Source organism: Saccharicrinis aurantiacus, from assembly GCF_947489045.1.
Lineage (GTDB): Bacteria > Bacteroidota > Bacteroidia > Bacteroidales > Marinilabiliaceae > Saccharicrinis > Saccharicrinis aurantiacus.
Genome location: NZ_CANLCN010000023.1, coordinates 24,738 through 42,840, shown reverse-complemented (window position 1 = coordinate 42,840; position 18,103 = coordinate 24,738). Strand labels below are relative to the sequence as shown.

At 37.1% G+C, this 18,103-nt stretch carries 13 protein-coding genes; all 13 read left to right on the top strand.

Annotation, left to right across the window (positions count from 1 at the left end; translation table 11 throughout):
- The first annotated feature begins 64 nt into the window (after positions 1-64).
- The 13 genes from QMO11_RS19260 to QMO11_RS19200 all read left to right on the top strand — a co-directional run bounded on the left by QMO11_RS19260 (position 65) and on the right by QMO11_RS19200 (position 18,101).
- Positions 65-3,283 carry a type I restriction endonuclease subunit R gene (locus QMO11_RS19260; protein WP_282039334.1) on the top strand — a complete coding sequence of 1,073 codons (3,219 nt, stop codon included), beginning with the start codon at positions 65-67 and terminating at the stop codon, positions 3,281-3,283.
- 54 nt (positions 3,284-3,337) lie between these two features.
- Positions 3,338-6,532, top strand: coding sequence for a WG repeat-containing protein (locus QMO11_RS19255; RefSeq protein WP_282039332.1), 3,195 nt, complete (start codon positions 3,338-3,340; stop codon positions 6,530-6,532).
- Positions 6,533-6,685: 153 nt separating this feature from the next.
- Positions 6,686-9,193, top strand: coding sequence for a hypothetical protein (locus QMO11_RS19250; RefSeq protein WP_282039329.1), 2,508 nt, complete (start codon positions 6,686-6,688; stop codon positions 9,191-9,193).
- A gap of 33 nt (positions 9,194-9,226) precedes the next feature.
- Positions 9,227-9,898 carry a hypothetical protein gene (locus QMO11_RS19245; protein WP_282039327.1) on the top strand — a complete coding sequence of 224 codons (672 nt, stop codon included), beginning with the start codon at positions 9,227-9,229 and terminating at the stop codon, positions 9,896-9,898.
- Between the two features lie 63 nt (positions 9,899-9,961).
- Entirely contained in the window at positions 9,962-10,804 is an 843-nt protein-coding gene (locus QMO11_RS19240) for a hypothetical protein (protein ID WP_282039325.1), read from the top strand.
- Between the two features lie 89 nt (positions 10,805-10,893).
- Positions 10,894-11,283: a hypothetical protein gene (locus tag QMO11_RS19235; RefSeq protein ID WP_282039323.1), complete on the top strand. Its 390-nt coding sequence runs from the start codon at positions 10,894-10,896 to the stop codon at positions 11,281-11,283.
- An 18-nt stretch (positions 11,284-11,301) separates the two neighbouring features.
- Positions 11,302-12,489, top strand: coding sequence for a hypothetical protein (locus QMO11_RS19230; protein ID WP_282039321.1), 1,188 nt, complete (start codon positions 11,302-11,304; stop codon positions 12,487-12,489).
- The gene (locus tag QMO11_RS19225; protein ID WP_282039319.1) at positions 12,486-12,854 is read left to right on the top strand and encodes a hypothetical protein; all 369 of its coding nucleotides are present in this window, start codon (positions 12,486-12,488) and stop codon (positions 12,852-12,854) included. Before QMO11_RS19230 ends, QMO11_RS19225 begins: the two co-directional genes overlap by 4 nt.
- 12 nt (positions 12,855-12,866) lie before the next feature.
- Positions 12,867-13,970, top strand: a complete 1,104-nt coding sequence (locus tag QMO11_RS19220) for a hypothetical protein (protein ID WP_282039318.1) — start codon at positions 12,867-12,869, stop codon at positions 13,968-13,970.
- 21 nt (positions 13,971-13,991) lie between these two features.
- The gene (locus QMO11_RS19215; RefSeq protein WP_282039317.1) at positions 13,992-14,168 is read left to right on the top strand and encodes a hypothetical protein; all 177 of its coding nucleotides are present in this window, start codon (positions 13,992-13,994) and stop codon (positions 14,166-14,168) included.
- Positions 14,169-14,177: 9 nt separating this feature from the next.
- The gene (locus QMO11_RS19210; RefSeq protein WP_282039316.1) at positions 14,178-14,654 is read left to right on the top strand and encodes a hypothetical protein; all 477 of its coding nucleotides are present in this window, start codon (positions 14,178-14,180) and stop codon (positions 14,652-14,654) included.
- 14 nt (positions 14,655-14,668) lie between these two features.
- Positions 14,669-15,292 (top strand): hypothetical protein, encoded by a 624-nt coding sequence (locus QMO11_RS19205; protein ID WP_282039315.1) that lies wholly within the window; start codon positions 14,669-14,671, stop codon positions 15,290-15,292.
- Positions 15,293-15,311: 19 nt separating this feature from the next.
- Positions 15,312-18,101 carry a hypothetical protein gene (locus QMO11_RS19200; protein ID WP_282039313.1) on the top strand — a complete coding sequence of 930 codons (2,790 nt, stop codon included), beginning with the start codon at positions 15,312-15,314 and terminating at the stop codon, positions 18,099-18,101.
- Positions 18,102-18,103 lie beyond the last annotated feature (2 nt).

The following is an 18,103-nucleotide window of genomic DNA, read 5'->3' as shown; positions in this document are numbered from 1 at the left end:
TTACAAGAACAAAGTTGAAAGTATTCTTTGTGTAGTAATCATATGAAATTGAAAACTATAACACATGAAATTCACCGAAGATAAATTAGAACAGGCATTTATAAAATTACTAGGTAGTCAGGACATACCACACCTAATTGGTAGTGATATTGTTCGCAAGCCTGAAGATGTACTTTTAAAAGATGACTTACGAAGTTTCTTGAAAAAACAGTACAAAAGTGCCAATATAACAGACTCTGAGGTAGAACAAATTATTAGAAAACTAGTAAGCTATTCAGCCTCCGACTTATATGAGAGTAATAAATCCATTATGAAATTATTGGCTGATGGTTTTGTTTTTAAACGTGAAGACCCAAAAGCCAAAGACCTATGGATATATCTGATTGACTATCCCAACAAACAAAATCATTCAGAGGCTATAGAGCATGACAATCTTCATTTAGCTGCAGAACCCAAAGAAGAATATGCTACAAATACGGATAAGAATCTCTATAAGATTGTCAATCAGTTGGAGATTGAAGGTTATGAAAAGCGTATTCCTGATGGGATATTGTACGTTAATGGTATTCCGGTAGTGGTTTTTGAGTTTAAGTCTGCCATCCGAGAAGAAGCCACAATACATACAGCCTATGAACAACTTACTATCCGCTATAAGCGAGATATACCAGAACTTTTTAAATACAATGCTTTTTGTGTAATATCAGATGGGGTAAACAATAAGGCAGGTTCCTTTTTTGCTCCATACGATTTTTATTATGCGTGGCGAAAAGTAACAGGGAATGAAACTGAGGTTGATGGTATTGATTCAATGTACTCATTAATTGAAGGTATGTTTAATCATAATCGTTTGCTCGATATCATTCGTAATTTTATTTACATCCCAGATGCTTCAAAAAAAGATGAGAAAATAGTTTGCCGTTATCCGCAGTATTATGCGGCCAATAAACTATACCATAGTATTAAATTACACCAACGTCCTAAAGGAGATGGAAAAGGAGGTACATATTTTGGAGCAACTGGATGTGGGAAAAGTTATACCATGTTGTTTCTGGCTCGTTTGCTAATGAAGAGTGTTGAGTTTTCTAGTCCAACCATCGTACTAATTACCGACCGCACCGATTTAGATGACCAGTTATCTAAGACTTTTACCAATGCTAAGAATTACATTGGAGATAATAATGTTATCAGTGTTGAAAGCCGTAAGCAATTAAGAGAATTATTACAAGGACGCAATAGTGGAGGTGTTTTTCTAACCACCATACACAAGTTTACTGAGGATACATTATTGCTTACTGAGCGTAACAATGTGATTTGTATTTCGGATGAAGCACACCGAAGCCAAATAAACCTAGACCAGAAAATTAGTATTGACCATGAAAAAGGAACAATTAAGAAAACTTATGGCTTTGCTAAATACTTGCACGATTCATTACCCAATGCTACTTACGTTGGTTTTACAGGTACACCTATAGATGGTACATTAGATGTTTTTGGAGAGATTGAGGATTCATACACTATGACTGAATCGGTAAAAGACCAGATTACCAAAAAAATAGTTTATGAAGGTCGTGCAGCCAAAGTGCTGCTTGATAATAAGAAACTTAAAGATATAGAAGCATACTATAAGCAATGTGAAGAACAAGGTGCTAACGAACACCAAATAGAAGAAAGTAAAAAGGCTACGGCTAGTATGAATGCCATTATTGGTGACCCTGATAGATTAAAGGAAGTAGCCAAGGACTTTGTAGAACATTACGAAAAACGCATTGCAGAAGGTTCTACCGTAAGAGGAAAAGCGATGTTTGTTTGTAGCTCACGCCCAATAGCCTATGAGTTGTATAAAGAAATAATCGCATTAAAACCGGAATGGGCTGAGATTAAAGCTTGTGATGATGGTGTTGAGCTAACTGAAAAAGAAAAGAAAGAAATCCTTCCTATCGAGCGAATTAAAATGATTATGACCCGAGGTAAGGATGATGTAGAACTGCTCTATGATCTGTTGGGTACAAAAGAAGACCGCAAGAAGTTGGATGTTCAGTTTAAAAACGAAAAATCGAACTTTAAAATTGCCATTGTAGTTGATATGTGGTTAACAGGATTTGATGTGCCATTCTTAGATACTATGTACATTGATAAACCCATACAATTACATAACCTGATTCAAACTATTTCGAGGGTAAACAGAAATTATCCAGGTAAAGAAAAAGGATTGGTAGTTGATTATATTGGCATTAAAAGCGCTATGAACAAAGCGCTTAAAAAATATTCTAGAGGAGATAAAACCAACTTTGAGGATGTTTTGCAATCCATCACTACAGTTAAAGACCAAATAGATTTATTAGGTAAGCTATTCCACAAATTTGATAATTCAGGTTATTTTACTGAAGATTCTTTGGTACAATTAAAATGCTTAAAAGATGCTGCTGAATTCGTTCAGCTCACCAAAGAACTAGAGAACCGTTTTATGAACATTGTAAAACGATTAAAAGCAGCTTATGATATTTGCTGTGGTAGTGAGGAGTTCTCTCAGCGTGAAAGAGATTTAATTCACTTCTATTTAGCCGTTCGTTCAATTGTATTTAAACTAACTAAGGGCGAAGCTCCTGATATTACCCAGATGAATAAGAAAGTCAGGGAAATGATTAAAGAAGCTATTGAAAGTGATGGTGTTGAAGAAATATTTAAGCTAGGTGAATCTAATGAAACTAATATCGACATCTTTGACGAAGACTATTTAGCTAAGATTGATAAAATAAAACTGCCGAATACCAAAATTAAACTCTTGCAGCAATTATTAGCCAAAGCCATTGATGAATTTAAAAAGGTAAACAAGGCTAAGGGAATTGATTTTTCTAAAAAGATGAAAACTTTGGTAGATAACTACAACGAACGTAAGTCAGATGTTCTTCAAAGTGATGTATTAGAAGATTTCACGGAGGAAATCATTAACATGTATCACGACCTTAGAAAAGAGAAAGAGTCTTTTGGTGACATGGGTATTGATTTTGAAGAGAAAGCATTTTACGATATTTTAAAAATGATTGCTGAGAAGTTTGATTTCGATTATCCTGACGATAAGTGTATAGACCTCTCCAAAGAGGTTAAAAAAGTAGTTGACGACAAAGCCAAATATGTAGATTGGAATCATCGTGATGACATCAAGGCTGAACTCAAAATGGATTTAATAAAGCTTCTTGCAAGGTTTGGTTATCCACCAATTACCAAAGATGAAGTGTATAAGGAAATTCTAGACCAAGCAGAGAATTTTAAGAAGTATCAGTAATTTGTTAGCTATATGCATCATTTATTATCTGTAATAACAATTTAATCTCAATAAATGGCAAAAACAGACATTGTTTTAAGTGAGGATGTTGGTAATATTAATAGGTTTATACAACATCAAAAATTCAGTTTAAAGTTTAATAGTTCAGATTACAAAAAAACCGAACATTATACTACTGACCTATCCAATAACTTTAGTGATGATGATAGGATTGAGCTAATTTTAGTCTTGCCTAAACATACAAATGCGCCATTGTTACTAATACAGGAGCTGTCATTGATTATTGATATTCCAGGTTTTGTTTTTAGTCTAATTATTGACAAACAGCATTATACCTTTGAGAATGCTATTGAAAAGTTATATAATAGCAAGGATAATATTTATAGTCGAGGTTTTGTTGAAAAAGCATTTTGGTTTTGGGTTAATTATTTTGATGATGAATGTAATTTCCGAATTAATCATTGGGATATGTCTAGTTTTTATATGAATCATGGACTTGGAGGCTCACGTGTTTATATCCCTCCGGTTCAATATACATTATTAAAATATTGGAAAAAACATAAAAACATTGATAATATAGACGATGTAATTGATTGTTTTGAACATAACGTGGTTTCGTATATGCAAGATAATCATGAATGCCCAAGAGAACGCTCAATCGCCTTAGCATCCTTACACTCATCCATTGCCCACAAAATCGTGTTTGCGGTTGAAAAGAATACAGATCCTCAAAGTATAAATAAAATTAAAGAATCTCTTTCTGGGGAATTTTATTTTAACGCCGATGTCATTCAAGAGATGATCGAGATATGGTTTTTTGTGCTGAACGTAAAGGAACCAGATAGTTCAATGGAAGTCGTGTTTGATGATGTGGCAGGTTATAAGATTAAAAATAGTCGAGGAAAGATACTTGAACCATATTTCGGATTTTGCATACCAGACAAAAATAATTCTTGTGAACCTGATATAATACTAAAAAATATTACACCGTTTAATAATGGCTATGCTATTGTTAGGATAACAAGTAATGAAATAAATTTATACACCAAAGAAGGTCGCTTGAGTAGTCATGAAATGAACCTAATCAACACACAAGGTGAAATTTCCATTTTTACAGGGTACGATAATATTGAGGAACTATCTGATAACTTGTATAAGGTTATTCTAAAAAAAGGAATCTCCACTAAAAAGGATAGGTATGGAATAATTAATCCAAATAAGAATACTGTACCTGAAAAATGGTATGATTGTGTAATAAAGAGTTCAGATGAGCGAATAGTTGCGATTAAAGAAAATTTAATAGTTTCTTTTGATAGTTCTTTAATCAGTTTAAAGGAGGTACAGTATGATAGTGTTGAGCCATTCAGCGAGAATAGAGCATTGGTGAAAAAAGATGATGCTTATGGATTTATTGATATTTATGGAAACGAAATTACAACATTAAATTTTAGTGATGCCTATTCTTTTTGTGAGAGTAGGGCTATTGTTAGTAATAATAACCTATTTGGTTATATTAATACTGAAGGAGACACCGTTGTGCCAATAAAATATTTAGCGTCAACTGATTTTGTTAAAGGGGTAGCAATAGTGTGTGAAAATTATAAATATGGGTTGATTGATATTGACGGTAATATTGTTTGCCCATTTATTTATGATTCCATTGATTCTTTTTCAAGTGGTATAGCAAAAGTTAAAAGTGGAGACTGCTTCGGGTTTGTAAATGACAAAGGTGTTCTAATAGTTCCTTGTATATACAAAGAATTAAACCAGTTTAGTGGAGGAGTGGCTGTTGCTAAATTGGAAGATAAATATGGAGGAATTAATAACAATGGAGATATTATTATACCCTTTGTTTATGATGAACTGAAACCATTTTGCGAAGGCTTTGCCGTCAGTCGAATAGATAATCATTACCAGTACATAACTGTTAATGGCGAAATAGTATTTAACAGTAAGTTTGAGCTTGCCGATACCTTTAATAATGGTTTTGCAAGAGTGAGGTATAATGGAAAATATTGCTTTATAGATAAAAAAGGAAGTACACATATTATTGGTAAATATGAATACGTCTCCTCATTTAATAACGGTTTTGCAATTGTAAGAAGTAATTCAAGGTATACATACATCAATACTGAGTTCAAGGAACTAACTCCTTTTAAATATGATGAAATTTTACCATTTGGCTCTAATATTGGTGGTGGAATATATTCTATTTATGCACAAACGTTTTTTGATAAAATATATAAAGATGGTGATACCTCGAGAGAAAGTTCGGTTGAAATTTTCTTTTCAAAAGAATGTGATTGGGAGTTTAGATTCCCTCAGAAAATTAGTAGGATAAAAAATGGTTCATTTGAATATTGCACTTTGGTTAGTAGCTATTCAGAAGATTTAGCTGTTGTTTCAAAAAAAGAGGACAAGAAAAAGAAAACTAAGTATGGTCTCTCCTCAAGCTCCAAATATGGATATATTGATAGAAAAAAAAACTTAGTTTTAGGCTTTAATTATGATCATGGCAGAAAATTTATTGGAGGAAAAGCAGCTGTGAGAAAAGAAGGAAAATATATTTTTATCAATAAGAAAGGAGATGTGGTTTCTAGTGAATTCGAATATATCTATGCGTATAATCAGAAGTATTCAATAGTTAAATACGATTTGGAGCAGGACTACATAATATTGGATAGGTTTCAAAGAAGAGTTGCACGCTTGCCAATTGATTACCGTATAGGATCTTTATATGATAATATTGTTTCATTTAGTAATAAAGAAAGTAATAAATATGGCATAATAAATATTGAAGGGAAAGTGTTAATAGAACCTCTTTATGATGATGTAGTTATCCTAAATGAGAATTATTTTAAGGTTAAAGTAGCTAACTTATGGGGAGTAATAGATATAAGTAACAATATCATAGTGCCAATCGAATTTAAGGATGTGTATGAAAATATAGAATATAACAGAATAAATGCAAATAAAGATAAAGATTGTTCTATATATGACTTGGATGGTAACCATATAAATACTTTTAAGAATTCATCACTATTTTTATTTGAAGATGATTTTATAATAGTTAATAAGGATGGCAAGCATTTTATATGCACGAAGGATGGCAACGCTATCAACCAAACCTATCACGATCAGACCCAATATCATGAAAATGGAGATAAAGGATATATAGAAAGAGATAATTATGATTTGCTATCAGACGGTTTAGGAGGTGAGCCAGATGCATATTGGAATATTGATTAATCCTGTCTGACAGGAGTAGAAATTTATATAAATACATTTCAAGTCGGCGGATCGCCGGCTTTTTTCATTTCTAAAAACGAAAAACAACCAAATCTAACCAATTCTACGATACGCTAACCAAATCGAACCAACTCTCAATCTACCACCTACTATATGTTTGTTTCCATTATGGAAGCAAGCATAAAAAAGATACTAGGTACATTAGCAGCTGTTGCTGCCGTTGGCGGAGGTTTCTACCTTATTCAAAAAGGTAAAAAGCTTCTATCTGGAGCAAAAATGAACTTTGCTCTCTTGGGATTTCGCATCCACAAGATGAACTTGCAAGAAGTTCAATTTGCGTTTAAACTGCGTTGTTATAATCCCTCAAATGCACCCATCACTTTAGCCGTTAACCAAGTAGTTGCAAACTACAAAGGTTCGGCAGTTGCTTATTCCACACCCGACATTAACGGTCTTACTATTGCAGCAGGTAAAACACAAGAGCCTGAAATCCTTTTTCAAGTGCCATACCTGAATCTTATGGGTAAAGGTCTTAACCTCAAAGCACTATCCAATACGGAGCAGTTAAAAAAGGACATGACCTTCACCATGACCATCAGTGTTAATGGAGAAAGCCTCACTACCACGCAATCATTATCAAAGGAACAACATATGAACGGATTAGGAGAACTGGGCATTGTATCCGGACCCAGAAATACCCAAAATGGAAAGAAGTTCAATCACCTCATAAAAAAGGCAAATGGAAAAGACACACTAATTAAAAATGGTAATGTGATTGAGACAGTCGAGAACTGTATCGATATCATTGCTTCGCACTACCGAGAGGTAGAGGAACTTGCCAGCCAGTTAAAAAGTGATACCCTAAAGGAAACGTGTCGTAATATCTTCAACTTCTCATATACCTATCTGCAATACCATAAAGACGATGAAGGAACCGAGCAACTTCGAACACCTGCACGCTCATGGTTAGATGGCCAGATTAAATACAAACAAAAAGGCCGAAAATATGCAGGTATAGATTGTGATGATTATAGCATTTTCGTGGGTTCATTGTTGAAGAATTTAGGTATTCCTTTCAAGCTTCGTATTACCAAGTACGATGGCAGAAAGAACTTTCAGCATATTTATGTTATTGTGCCTGCCATAGGTGATTCAGAAGATGAGATTGTCATTGATCCTGTACTATCAAAGTTCGATTATCAAAAGCCATACAGCTTTGAAAGGTCAGACTTTGATATGTCTCCACTGCAACTAGCTGGACTAAGAGGTATTGACGGTTTTACAGGTACAAGTGCACTAGGATTACCAATCTCTGTATTGTCAGGAATAGATTTAGTAGGAGGAGTTCAAGCACAAAGCGATCATGAAGAACTCATAGCCATAGTTTCAGGAACTGATTTCGATGAGGCCATAAATGGATTAGGTGATGCTGATGATGCCACTTATCGCTACTTGGTTCGTACTCGCAATTTCCTATTAAAGAATAAGGATAACAAAGCAAAGATGGCTCATATCCAAAATCCTGAGCAGTTCATTTCCATGTTAGACCAGGCAATTAAATTTTGGAATACATCAAAGCGTGATGCGGTACTTACTAAACTGGAGAAAATTGAAAATAAACTTGTTCAAAATGGACATATAAAATACGATTCAGAAGCCATTGATGGTTTATCAGATGAGGATGATATTGATGAGTCAATGGATGGCCTTGATGGAAACAGGGGCTTAGGTGGTTTTTTTAAATCATTAAAACGAATTGGACGAAAGATAGGGAGAGGAGTTAAAAAGGGCGTAAAATCTATAGGCAAAGCAGCTAAAAAGGTTGCCAAGGCCATTGTACGATTTAATCCATTGTCCATTGCTATACGTAATGGTTTATTGGCTGCATTACGTCTGAACATGTTCGGCATAGCCAAAAAATTACAATACGCTTATTTACCAGAGCACTTAGCCACAAAACATCAAATTGATGCACAAAAGCTTCAGGATTTAAAGAAGCGCCATTCAAGAGTACGTAAGCTCTTTAGAGGATTGCAAGGACGCGAAAAGAACCTTAGAAAAGCCATTTTAAAAGGAGCCAAACAAAAGAGCAGTGATTTTTCTCTCAATGGTTTAGATGGATTATTGGCCGATATTAAAGGGCTAGAAGCCATTGGAGAGCTAGCCGAACTAGGACAAATGGGAGTAGTAGCCACAGCAGCTTCAGTAGGTGCAGCAACGGGTGTTTTAGCTAAAATTAAAAATTGGCTCAAGCCAGTGAAAAATATCTTTTCTAAAGTCAAAAGCAAATTCACTAAGGCAAAGCAAGTATCCAATACAATTACACAGCAAATACCATCCACTTCAGCAATGCAGACTATAGAACCAAATCAACACCAAGCTCCTCTGGTCAATCAATACACACCTACATTAGTGCATAAATCCAGGACTTATACTCCGCAAATTACGCCTTCAAACACATTCGCTCCACAAACTACCACACCAGGAAAAAAAGGATTGAGTAAGGGCGCAAAAGTAGGTATTGGAATAGGGGCGGTGGCCTTACTTGGTACGGGAGTTTACTTCGCCTTTCGCAAGAAAGAACCGAGTAAAGTCAAGCGTAGGTCAAGCACCAGAAAATCCCCTGTAAAGAAGACATTAGGAAGCATTGAGCTTCAATAAATAAATGTGAACCATAATTAAATTTTAGAAAACATGGCAGTTAAAAAAACAACGTCAAGAGGTAGATCAAGAGCTACTAAAATTGACTTTATGAAAGCTACCAACGACATAGGCAAGCCCATTGCTGCCGTCATGGGCTTTGGTAGTGGAAAGTATGTATTAAACAAGATAATGAAAAGTCCCACGGTAAGTGGCCTTTTGGGCACAGACATGAAAGGCTATGTAGCACCAGCAGCACTAGCCCTAGCAGCTCTTGTGGGACAACAATTCACTAAAAACGATTACATAAAAATAGGGCTCTATGGTGCAGCAGGTGCAGGTGTAGAATCTGTAATCAAAAAAGCAACAGGCAAAACTATCTTACAAGGTTTATCCGGATTACTAGGTGATGAGGTGGATGATGTTGTGGATGTAGACTACGAAGATGTAAGTGGTTTACAAGCTCTTAATCCTGTCACACAAGCCTTACCTGCAGCAGACATTGATATTGAGCGAGAAATAGAAGCTTCGGTATCAGGAGCAGCATCTGATTTCTCCATGAGTGATGACCCAATAGGTAATGCCGTTGAGGATTATGGCATGAGTGATGAGCCAATGGGTAAATCATCTTATTCAGGTCAGGATGAACCAGTAGGTAAGATTCAAAATATTGACCCGGATAGCATGGATGTAGATGTGTTTGCTGGGGATATGATGGCTTCCTAAGCATAGCAAAAAGTAACAATTAAATTAATTATTAACAGGCTATTGAGCCGCAAAACAAATTTCATGGCAGATATTAATGAGCAAAATGATTTGTACCCATCAATGGAAGATATTGAGGGTTTAGAAGAAGCGATTCTCGATAAAGAGGAAGAAGCGATTGAAAAAGAAGAAGACCAGGATGATGCCACCGAAGGCATTGGTGAATTAGGTCGTTCTAGACGTTGGAAAAGAAGAAGAAGTCGCAGAGGGCGCAGACGAAGTAGTCGTAGACGTTCGGCACGTAGATCGTACAATGCAGGACAACGAAGTACGGCTGTAAAAACAGGTTTAACCAAAAACTTGACCTCAAAAGGTCAGTTTGAGTTACGCAGACAGCAGCTTCCACCAGAAATTCAAAAGGCCTTAAAGGATGCACGTATGCAAACGGTGGATACCGCAATTTACACTGTTAAATCAATTAAAGACAAGTCTGATATTGATTTGATGGAGGCATCGGATGATAAAAAGGCTGGACGTACCAACCTGAATCGTGCCCAATTGGATTCTGGTAAGTATTTCTTATTAACCGACATTGTATTGGAGTACGCTCATGGTGCATCGGAAGAAGATAACGACCCGGCAGACTTTTCTTTTGGGCAGTTCGCTTTACCTCCGGCCATCTTGAATGGAACATTCGAAATGACGTTGGGTACTAAGGTCATTGTACCTGAAATCTCATGTGCAGTATTCGATGATACTGATACTACCAAACGTAAGTTCCAATACAAGCTTTCTAATCCTAAATGGTTAAAGCCATCTATGGATATTACACCAAAGCTGAATATGCCAAAATCGGTATCGGGAGATAAGGTTTATAACCCAGCCGTTAAGGTTACGTTATTGGGAACCATTACAGAAAAGGCGTAGTCTTTCATTTTTGATATACCATAATCGTTGGGGGAGGTTTACTTCAGGTTTACTTTAAGTTTGCTTCCCCCTTTTTTCAACATACAGTCATGGAGAAACAAGATAACAAAGTACGCAAGCTTCAGGTCATCAAATTTGAAGTGAAGAAAGGTGAAACCTTTGAGTTTAACGGAAATACTAAAACCGAGCATGACCGTATTACAGGTTTCTTTTTACGCTTATCAAATGCAGAAGCATTGCCTGGTTCAACATTCCGCATGTGGCTCGATGATGTAGAAGTTATTCCGGATGATACAGAGGTAGCCATTGCACACCACAGTGCCGAAATGAGTATAAGTGATGTAACATTTCCTGTGGATGAAAAGGCAAAAAATAGCCCTGTGCGCATCATCTATAAAGATGATAGCGAGAACTTAGCATCTAATGATAGCTACTATGTTCGTGTTTACCTACTTGCCATCCAAAATAAGAAGAAGTAAGCCCTTAATACTCCTGAAATGAAAAGATACCACGTCATAAAAAAGCGATCAGAAAACAATGAGCACCTGAACGAACAGGACTTGTTACCAGCATCTTGTAAACTCATTACAGGGATTGCAGTGATAACAACAGTTAAGAAAGAATCAGCGCCCATTGATACTGCAATTTCATTAGCCTTTCCACAAGGCTTGATTACACGTTTATTGGCTTCTGAAAGTGTAGCTAATCTCTTTTATTCATATATGCGAACACGTCCAACCTTGGGTGAGAGTAAAGCCTTTTTTGAAAGTGATATACTACCTCAAATGGTCAATGTAATAGTTGGAGGTATTAAATATCCGTGTTTAAATGATAGCCAGCAGCATGAGTTTAGTACCAAACTGAATGACCTATTAATGGGAGGTAGCAACCAACCAGAGATAGATTGGGAACAACGCTTTGCTGAATTAATTACAGAATACAAAACAACGCTTTATACATTTCTAACTAGTACCTATGGCGCATTTGGTTTCGATCCGGAACTACATCTAGATTCTTCCAATGTGGATGTGCTATTTCAAACTCCGCTATCAAATCGAAGTAATGCCTTTGATCAGATAATCAATAAGGTATATTACATGATCCAAAGTAATGGTTCAAGTGATAGTTATTCAACGGTCTCGAAACACATCAATACCTATGGTAATTCTATGCTACAGGATTACGACAGCAGGTATAATGAGCTTCAGGAGGAAAAACAGGTCTACGAGCAGACGGAAACACAAGGACTTGCGCATTATTTATTTGCACAAGTGAACATCTTTGAGTTAGGAAAACAATTAGAAAGCCTTGCTTATGCAGAGTGTATAGCCCAAGAAACACTATCGTTTATCTATCAAAATAAGAATGGTTTATTTGTTCGTCCAGTGCAGAAGTACCAACGCCCAGAGGCCTATGAATGCGGTAGTTTGAGTCTGCTTGTTAATGGCAATAGTTTCTTACTCCGAGATTATACACTCACAGCAAATAGAGCGGTTAAATACCTATCCAAAGAACTCATATCATTTAGTGAACCTCTGGAAGTAAACAGTAGCATTCATACAGTTTATAAAAGCAATATGAAAAGTGGAGTAGAGCCATTGAGTATACGAATTTACATTCAGTATGAAGATTTTAAGCAGACACAGGCAGAGGTTGAAATCAAAAAAGAGGAGACCAAGCTATGATGAATACCAGCGAACTGCTACATACCATTGCCAAAGACCGCATAGAAGGACTTCGAACAATAGATAGCTACCAATTAAAGCCTGTGATGATAACAGTTACTGCAGCTAATCATAGCATTGATTTAAATAATGATATGTGGATTCTGAATACCAAAGCAATTCCAGGGCATATCGAGGAAATTGAAATGGTAAGTAGCGATAATGTATTTACGGCCACCCCCGAAGAATACGATTTTATGGATGAATTTCGATTCTGTGTTTTTACCGATTATATAGATATCAAGACCATCGCAGAAATATTCAAGCCATATCGCTTAGAGTTTGTAAAAATTATTCCCCACCGAAACCCACACAGTGGGCATTAAAAGCATTACATCATGTTGGATTACAGAGAGCAAATACAAAGCATATATGAGTTTATCAAGCGTTCAGAGGTGGAACAGAAATATCCTTACGCTTATGAAATATATCTGATTACAGGCATTGACGAAACGGCACTGACATCCAGAACAGCTGGTACGGAGATGTTTAATAGTGATATTGAAAAAGCCATTGAAAAGGCCAAACAGGCACATGGCACATTGCGAGTTAATGTATATGGAGGTAAGAGCCATAATGCCAAACATATTAATGACTATACTATCAACATTAGTGGACTATTAAACCCACCAAAGGAGCCATTGGAAAGAGGGGATATACAAACCATAGTGCAACAAGAAGTTGAGAAACAACAAATCCAAAATAAGACAGATGGCCTAGGCGAAATCAATGGCTTGTTGGGTTTGATTACAGGCGAAAACGAACAGGCAAAGGGTAAGGTTCAAAGCTTATTTGGACTGTTTAATGCCTTATCTGGTAATAACAAAGAAGTAGAAAGAATCAGCTATCAAAAGCAGCTAGATGACTTCAAGTTTGAAACACGATATACAAACCTGGAAGAAAGGTTTGAACGCTTACGCAGCGAGAATGCTGAGTTACGTGCAGAGAAAGACCGCTATTATGGTGAAAACAAAGAACTAAAAACTGAGAAGGCAGAGCTCGAAAGTCGCTTAGCAGGATATGCTCCCAATGAAGTGATGAAACGAGTTGCCACAGGTGCTTTAGTAGGAATTGGCTCACGCATCCTTACCAATAGTCCTAAAACAGCAGAGTTATTGGGGCTTTCAGCAGAGGAACTCAAAGGTGCTTTAGGAATGGTTGATGAGAGTTCAGAAGAATCAGCATCTGTTCCTGAAACAGATATTGAGATAACCGATATGGGCTCAGCCAACTCCCCAGAGGATCAAAAGAAGGCTGAGATCATTAAAAACTTAGCCGATGCACTAAGGACTTGGGAACTACAAGAGGTAGCAAAAATCGCAAACATTGTTGGATTGTGTCTAGATAAAGCAGAGCTGATCAACCAGACGCTACTATTTCTAAATAAAGCAGTAAGCGGGGTATCTCAAACCGGAGCGGTAGAATTAGAAAACGAAGATTAAACAATTAAATCACATACGATTATGAGAAAGTTTAAAGTAGGAATAACCATTGAAGCTGATAGAACAGAAACAGTTAAGCAAGTTGGAAATCTAATTCAAAATGCAGTTGATAAAGTGGAACAAGAGGATATCATCAAGCTTCTTAGTAAGGTCGCTAAGAATCCAAAGATTGTAAAAACAGCATTGCGATACATTTAAAGTAAGGTTATGGAGTTGGATAAGGCGAGTAAATCAGCATTCATAGGTACAGGTATTCGACTAGGTATTCCCGTTTTAGCATTGGGTATCGGAGGTTTTCTGATATATCGTGCACTTAAAAAACGTAGGAACCCTGATGGCACATCTGCTAGTGTTGCGCCATCTATGAAGAAAATGGAGATCAAGCAGCAAAACCTGAGTATTTCACCATCGGATGCAGCCTTATTTGCCAATACCCTTTATGGAGCAATGCTTGATTTTGGTACAGATGAAGCGACCATTTACAGCACGATCGATAAAATCCAAACTAAAGATGATATGCTACTAGTGATAAAAGCATTTGGATTAAAGATGTACTTATTGGGTGGTCGAGCAGCTCTTTTGGGGCAGAACCATAATCTCATTGGATGGCTTCGATTTGAGTTAAGCGAAAAAGAGATAGCCAAAATAAAGCCAAAGTTTGAAGCCTGGGGAATCCCTCTCTAAAAACACATTAAACTATGAGAGCAACTAATAAGAAGATATTATTTATTTCGGGAGGGGTGTTAACCACCGGGGCAATAGTGACAAGCATTTTACTGATTCGCAGAAGAAACAGGCGTAAGCGTGGACTATTGCCCTCAGGTGGTTATAACAACAATCCTGCAAATATTCTGACCACAAACACTAATGCTTTACCATCAAATTTCAAGAACTGGAATGGTGGTAATACCTATCTCTTAGCCATGCCCAGAGGCATTCGTAATAACAATCCTGGAAACATGATTCAAAGCAACAGTAAATGGCATGGGAAACTATCAAAGGCACAAAATAAAGACCGACGTTTTGAGATGTTCATAGCACCGGAATATGGTGTGAGAGCTATGATTAAACTTTTGAAGAACTATATGGGCAAGGGGTTCGATACGGTTGAGAAGATTGTCCATCGATATGCACCAAGCTTTGAGAATGATACAAAAGCGTATATAAATGCTGTTTGTAAAGACTTAAAAGTGCAACCAAAAACCAAATTACTAACCACAAAAAACACCCTTCAGCTTTTGGTTTTCTCAATGGCTAAGGTTGAAAATGGAAAGAGCTATATCTCTCCACAACTCTTTGAACAAGCCTATTCAATGATTTAGAAACTTATAAGATTTACAAATGAGTACTATAAAGAAATTCAAAGGAGGCGTACCTCCAACACTAAGAAATGGCGAGTGGGCAACCAATGGTAATTACGCTTATCTGGGTATGCCCTTTGATGAGTACAAGGTGTTCCAGGGCATTTTTGATTTAAGTGAATCTCAGTCGGTTTCAGGTTTTGATTTTGAACCTGAACAGAAAGGTTTTATCATAAAAAAAGATACGCCTTTTTCACAGATTGTAGACTTAATCAACTCATTGCCCAAGGCTTTGAAGTATAACGATGATGATGCAACCAGTATTAATCTATTGTTTGAAGATAGTCCTTACATGGATGATACAGGTGCTAGAATTGCATTTCGTGATTTTGCATATACCATCAACCTAAAGCCCTTGGCAGCCGACAATAACGTGCTATTCAATATAGACAACGCTTTCTTGATTAATAATAGTAACGTCAATTTTGAGCTAATCAATTTTCAGTACCCTGCTTCAAAAGGAGCTTTGGAACTCTTTAATAGCTCAGCTACGCTTTCCGAGTGTGGTTTTGAGGCCAAACAAGATGTTACTGCAGGAGATATTGTATTTAAAGATTTGGGATTGAACAGAATTGTGGTAGTTAAACCATCGTTCAAGATGGAAGCCAACAATGCAGGGAGCATCTTTGATGTGATAGAATCGGGAACTACAGCTAATTTGGTTAATCCACAGCTCTCAGACGCTGCTTATGCACCACGCACCGCAGCAGGGCTTCTGAAAGGCGGTATTATCATTATTGGTAATGCAAATAACATTAAGCCAGCTGGAGAAGATGCTTTACAAACAAGCCCAACATCAAACGAGCATGGAGGTATCGAGATACGTACCACTTTTGCCGATAGTATTAGTGGTTCTGTTACAGGTATTAGCTATAACGACCTTGCTGATAAACCTGATTTAGCTTATAAAGCCGACTTGGTTGATGGGCAAATACCATCTTCACAGTTACCATCCTATGTTGACGATGTTTTGGAGTTTGCAACACTCACTGATTTCCCCGAAAGTGGAGAAACAGGCAAAATATATCTCGATAAGGAAAAGAATAAAACCTATCGTTGGAGTGGTTCAGAATACATTTTCGTTGGTAATGCACTTGAATTGGGTGAAACAGAAACGACAGCACATCGAGGCGACCAGGGTAAAGTAGCCTATGAACATAGCCAGGCTGACCATGCCCCATCTGATGCGACTAAAGGTGCAGATTGGAATGAAAATGTAAGTAATAAACCCACAACTATATCTGAAGATCAAGCCACAGCCATTGAAGCAAATACTGCTAAACGTAGTTATCCACAAACGGATGAAGACAAGTTATCTGGTATCGAAGAAAATGCCACTAAAGGTGCAGATTGGCAGGCGAATGTGAGTAATAAACCGACTACTATATCAGAAGAGCAAGCTACAGCTATTGAGGCCAATACAGCAAAGCGTTCTTATCCTCAAACGGATGAAGATAAGCTTTCAGGCATTGAGGAAAATGCCACTGTTGGCGCAGATTGGCAGACGAATGTGAGCAATAAACCAACTACCATATCCGAAGATCAAGCTGCAGCAATAGAGGCGAATACAGCTAAGCGTAGTTACCCTCAAACTGATGAAGATAAGCTTTCTGGCATTGAAGAAAATGCCACTGTCGGTGCGGATTGGCAGACGAATGTGAGCAATAAACCAACTACTATATCTGAAGATCAAGCCACAGCTATTGAGGCCAATACAGCAAAACGTAGCTATCCTCAAACAGATGAAGACAAGCTTTCTGGCATTGAAGAAAATGCTACTGCAGGTGCAGATTGGAATTCTAATTTGAGTAATAAACCCACTACCATATCTGAAGATCAAGCCACAGCCATTGAGGCAAACACTGCTAAACGTAGTTACTCTCAAACAGATGAAGATAAGCTTTCAGGTATCGAAGAAAATGCCACTGTTGGTGCAGATTGGAATTCTAATTTGAGTAATAAACCCACTACCATATCTGAAGAGCAAGCTGCAGCTATTGAGGCAAACACTGCTAAACGTAGTTACCCTCAAACAGATGAAGATAAGCTTTCTAGTATCGAAGAAAACGCCACTGCCGGAGCTGATTGGAATTCCAATTTGAGTAATAAACCCACTACCATATCTGAAGAGCAAGCCATAGCCATTGAAGCCAATACAGCAAAACGTAGTTATCCCGAAACCGATGAAAACAAGTTATCTGGTATTGAAGAAAACGCTACTGCTGGTGCAGACTGGGAATTGAACATTTCCAATAAGCCAACGACAATAACGGAAGATCAAGCTACAGCTATAGAGGCAAATACGGCAAAGCGTTCTTATCCCGAAACTGATGAAAACAAGTTATCTGGTATCGAAGAAAATGCGACTGTTGGCGCAGATTGGCAGATGAATGTGAGCAATAAACCCACTACCATATCCGAGGATCAAGTAACAGCTATTGAAGCAAATACGGCAAAGCGTAGCTATCCTCAAACTGATGAAGATAAGCTTTCAGGTATCGAAGAAAATGCAACTGCAGGAGCAGATTGGAATAGTAATCTTCAAAATATACCGGACTTTCTTAAAAAGTTCGTCGAAATCTATGCCGATTCAGGCATTTTATCTGGTGAAGATTGGGAAACCAAACTAACTGAGCTATTAAGCTTTCAGATAAACTTCATGAAGAATTTCGTGGAAGCAGATGTGGACAGCTTTTCTGTAGATGTTGCTGGCAATAACCTGAAGCTCACATTTAAGGATGATAGCGATAAAACCATTACACTTCAATAAGC

Coding starts and splice junctions, on each gene's coding strand:
- QMO11_RS19260 (WP_282039334.1), top strand. CDS start 65: ATGAAATTCACCGAAGATAAATTAGAACAGGCATTTATAAAATTACTA.
- QMO11_RS19255 (WP_282039332.1), top strand. CDS start 3,338: ATGGCAAAAACAGACATTGTTTTAAGTGAGGATGTTGGTAATATTAAT.
- QMO11_RS19250 (WP_282039329.1), top strand. CDS start 6,686: ATGTTTGTTTCCATTATGGAAGCAAGCATAAAAAAGATACTAGGTACA.
- QMO11_RS19245 (WP_282039327.1), top strand. CDS start 9,227: ATGGCAGTTAAAAAAACAACGTCAAGAGGTAGATCAAGAGCTACTAAA.
- QMO11_RS19240 (WP_282039325.1), top strand. CDS start 9,962: ATGGCAGATATTAATGAGCAAAATGATTTGTACCCATCAATGGAAGAT.
- QMO11_RS19235 (WP_282039323.1), top strand. CDS start 10,894: ATGGAGAAACAAGATAACAAAGTACGCAAGCTTCAGGTCATCAAATTT.
- QMO11_RS19230 (WP_282039321.1), top strand. CDS start 11,302: ATGAAAAGATACCACGTCATAAAAAAGCGATCAGAAAACAATGAGCAC.
- QMO11_RS19225 (WP_282039319.1), top strand. CDS start 12,486: ATGATGAATACCAGCGAACTGCTACATACCATTGCCAAAGACCGCATA.
- QMO11_RS19220 (WP_282039318.1), top strand. CDS start 12,867: ATGTTGGATTACAGAGAGCAAATACAAAGCATATATGAGTTTATCAAG.
- QMO11_RS19215 (WP_282039317.1), top strand. CDS start 13,992: ATGAGAAAGTTTAAAGTAGGAATAACCATTGAAGCTGATAGAACAGAA.
- QMO11_RS19210 (WP_282039316.1), top strand. CDS start 14,178: ATGGAGTTGGATAAGGCGAGTAAATCAGCATTCATAGGTACAGGTATT.
- QMO11_RS19205 (WP_282039315.1), top strand. CDS start 14,669: ATGAGAGCAACTAATAAGAAGATATTATTTATTTCGGGAGGGGTGTTA.
- QMO11_RS19200 (WP_282039313.1), top strand. CDS start 15,312: ATGAGTACTATAAAGAAATTCAAAGGAGGCGTACCTCCAACACTAAGA.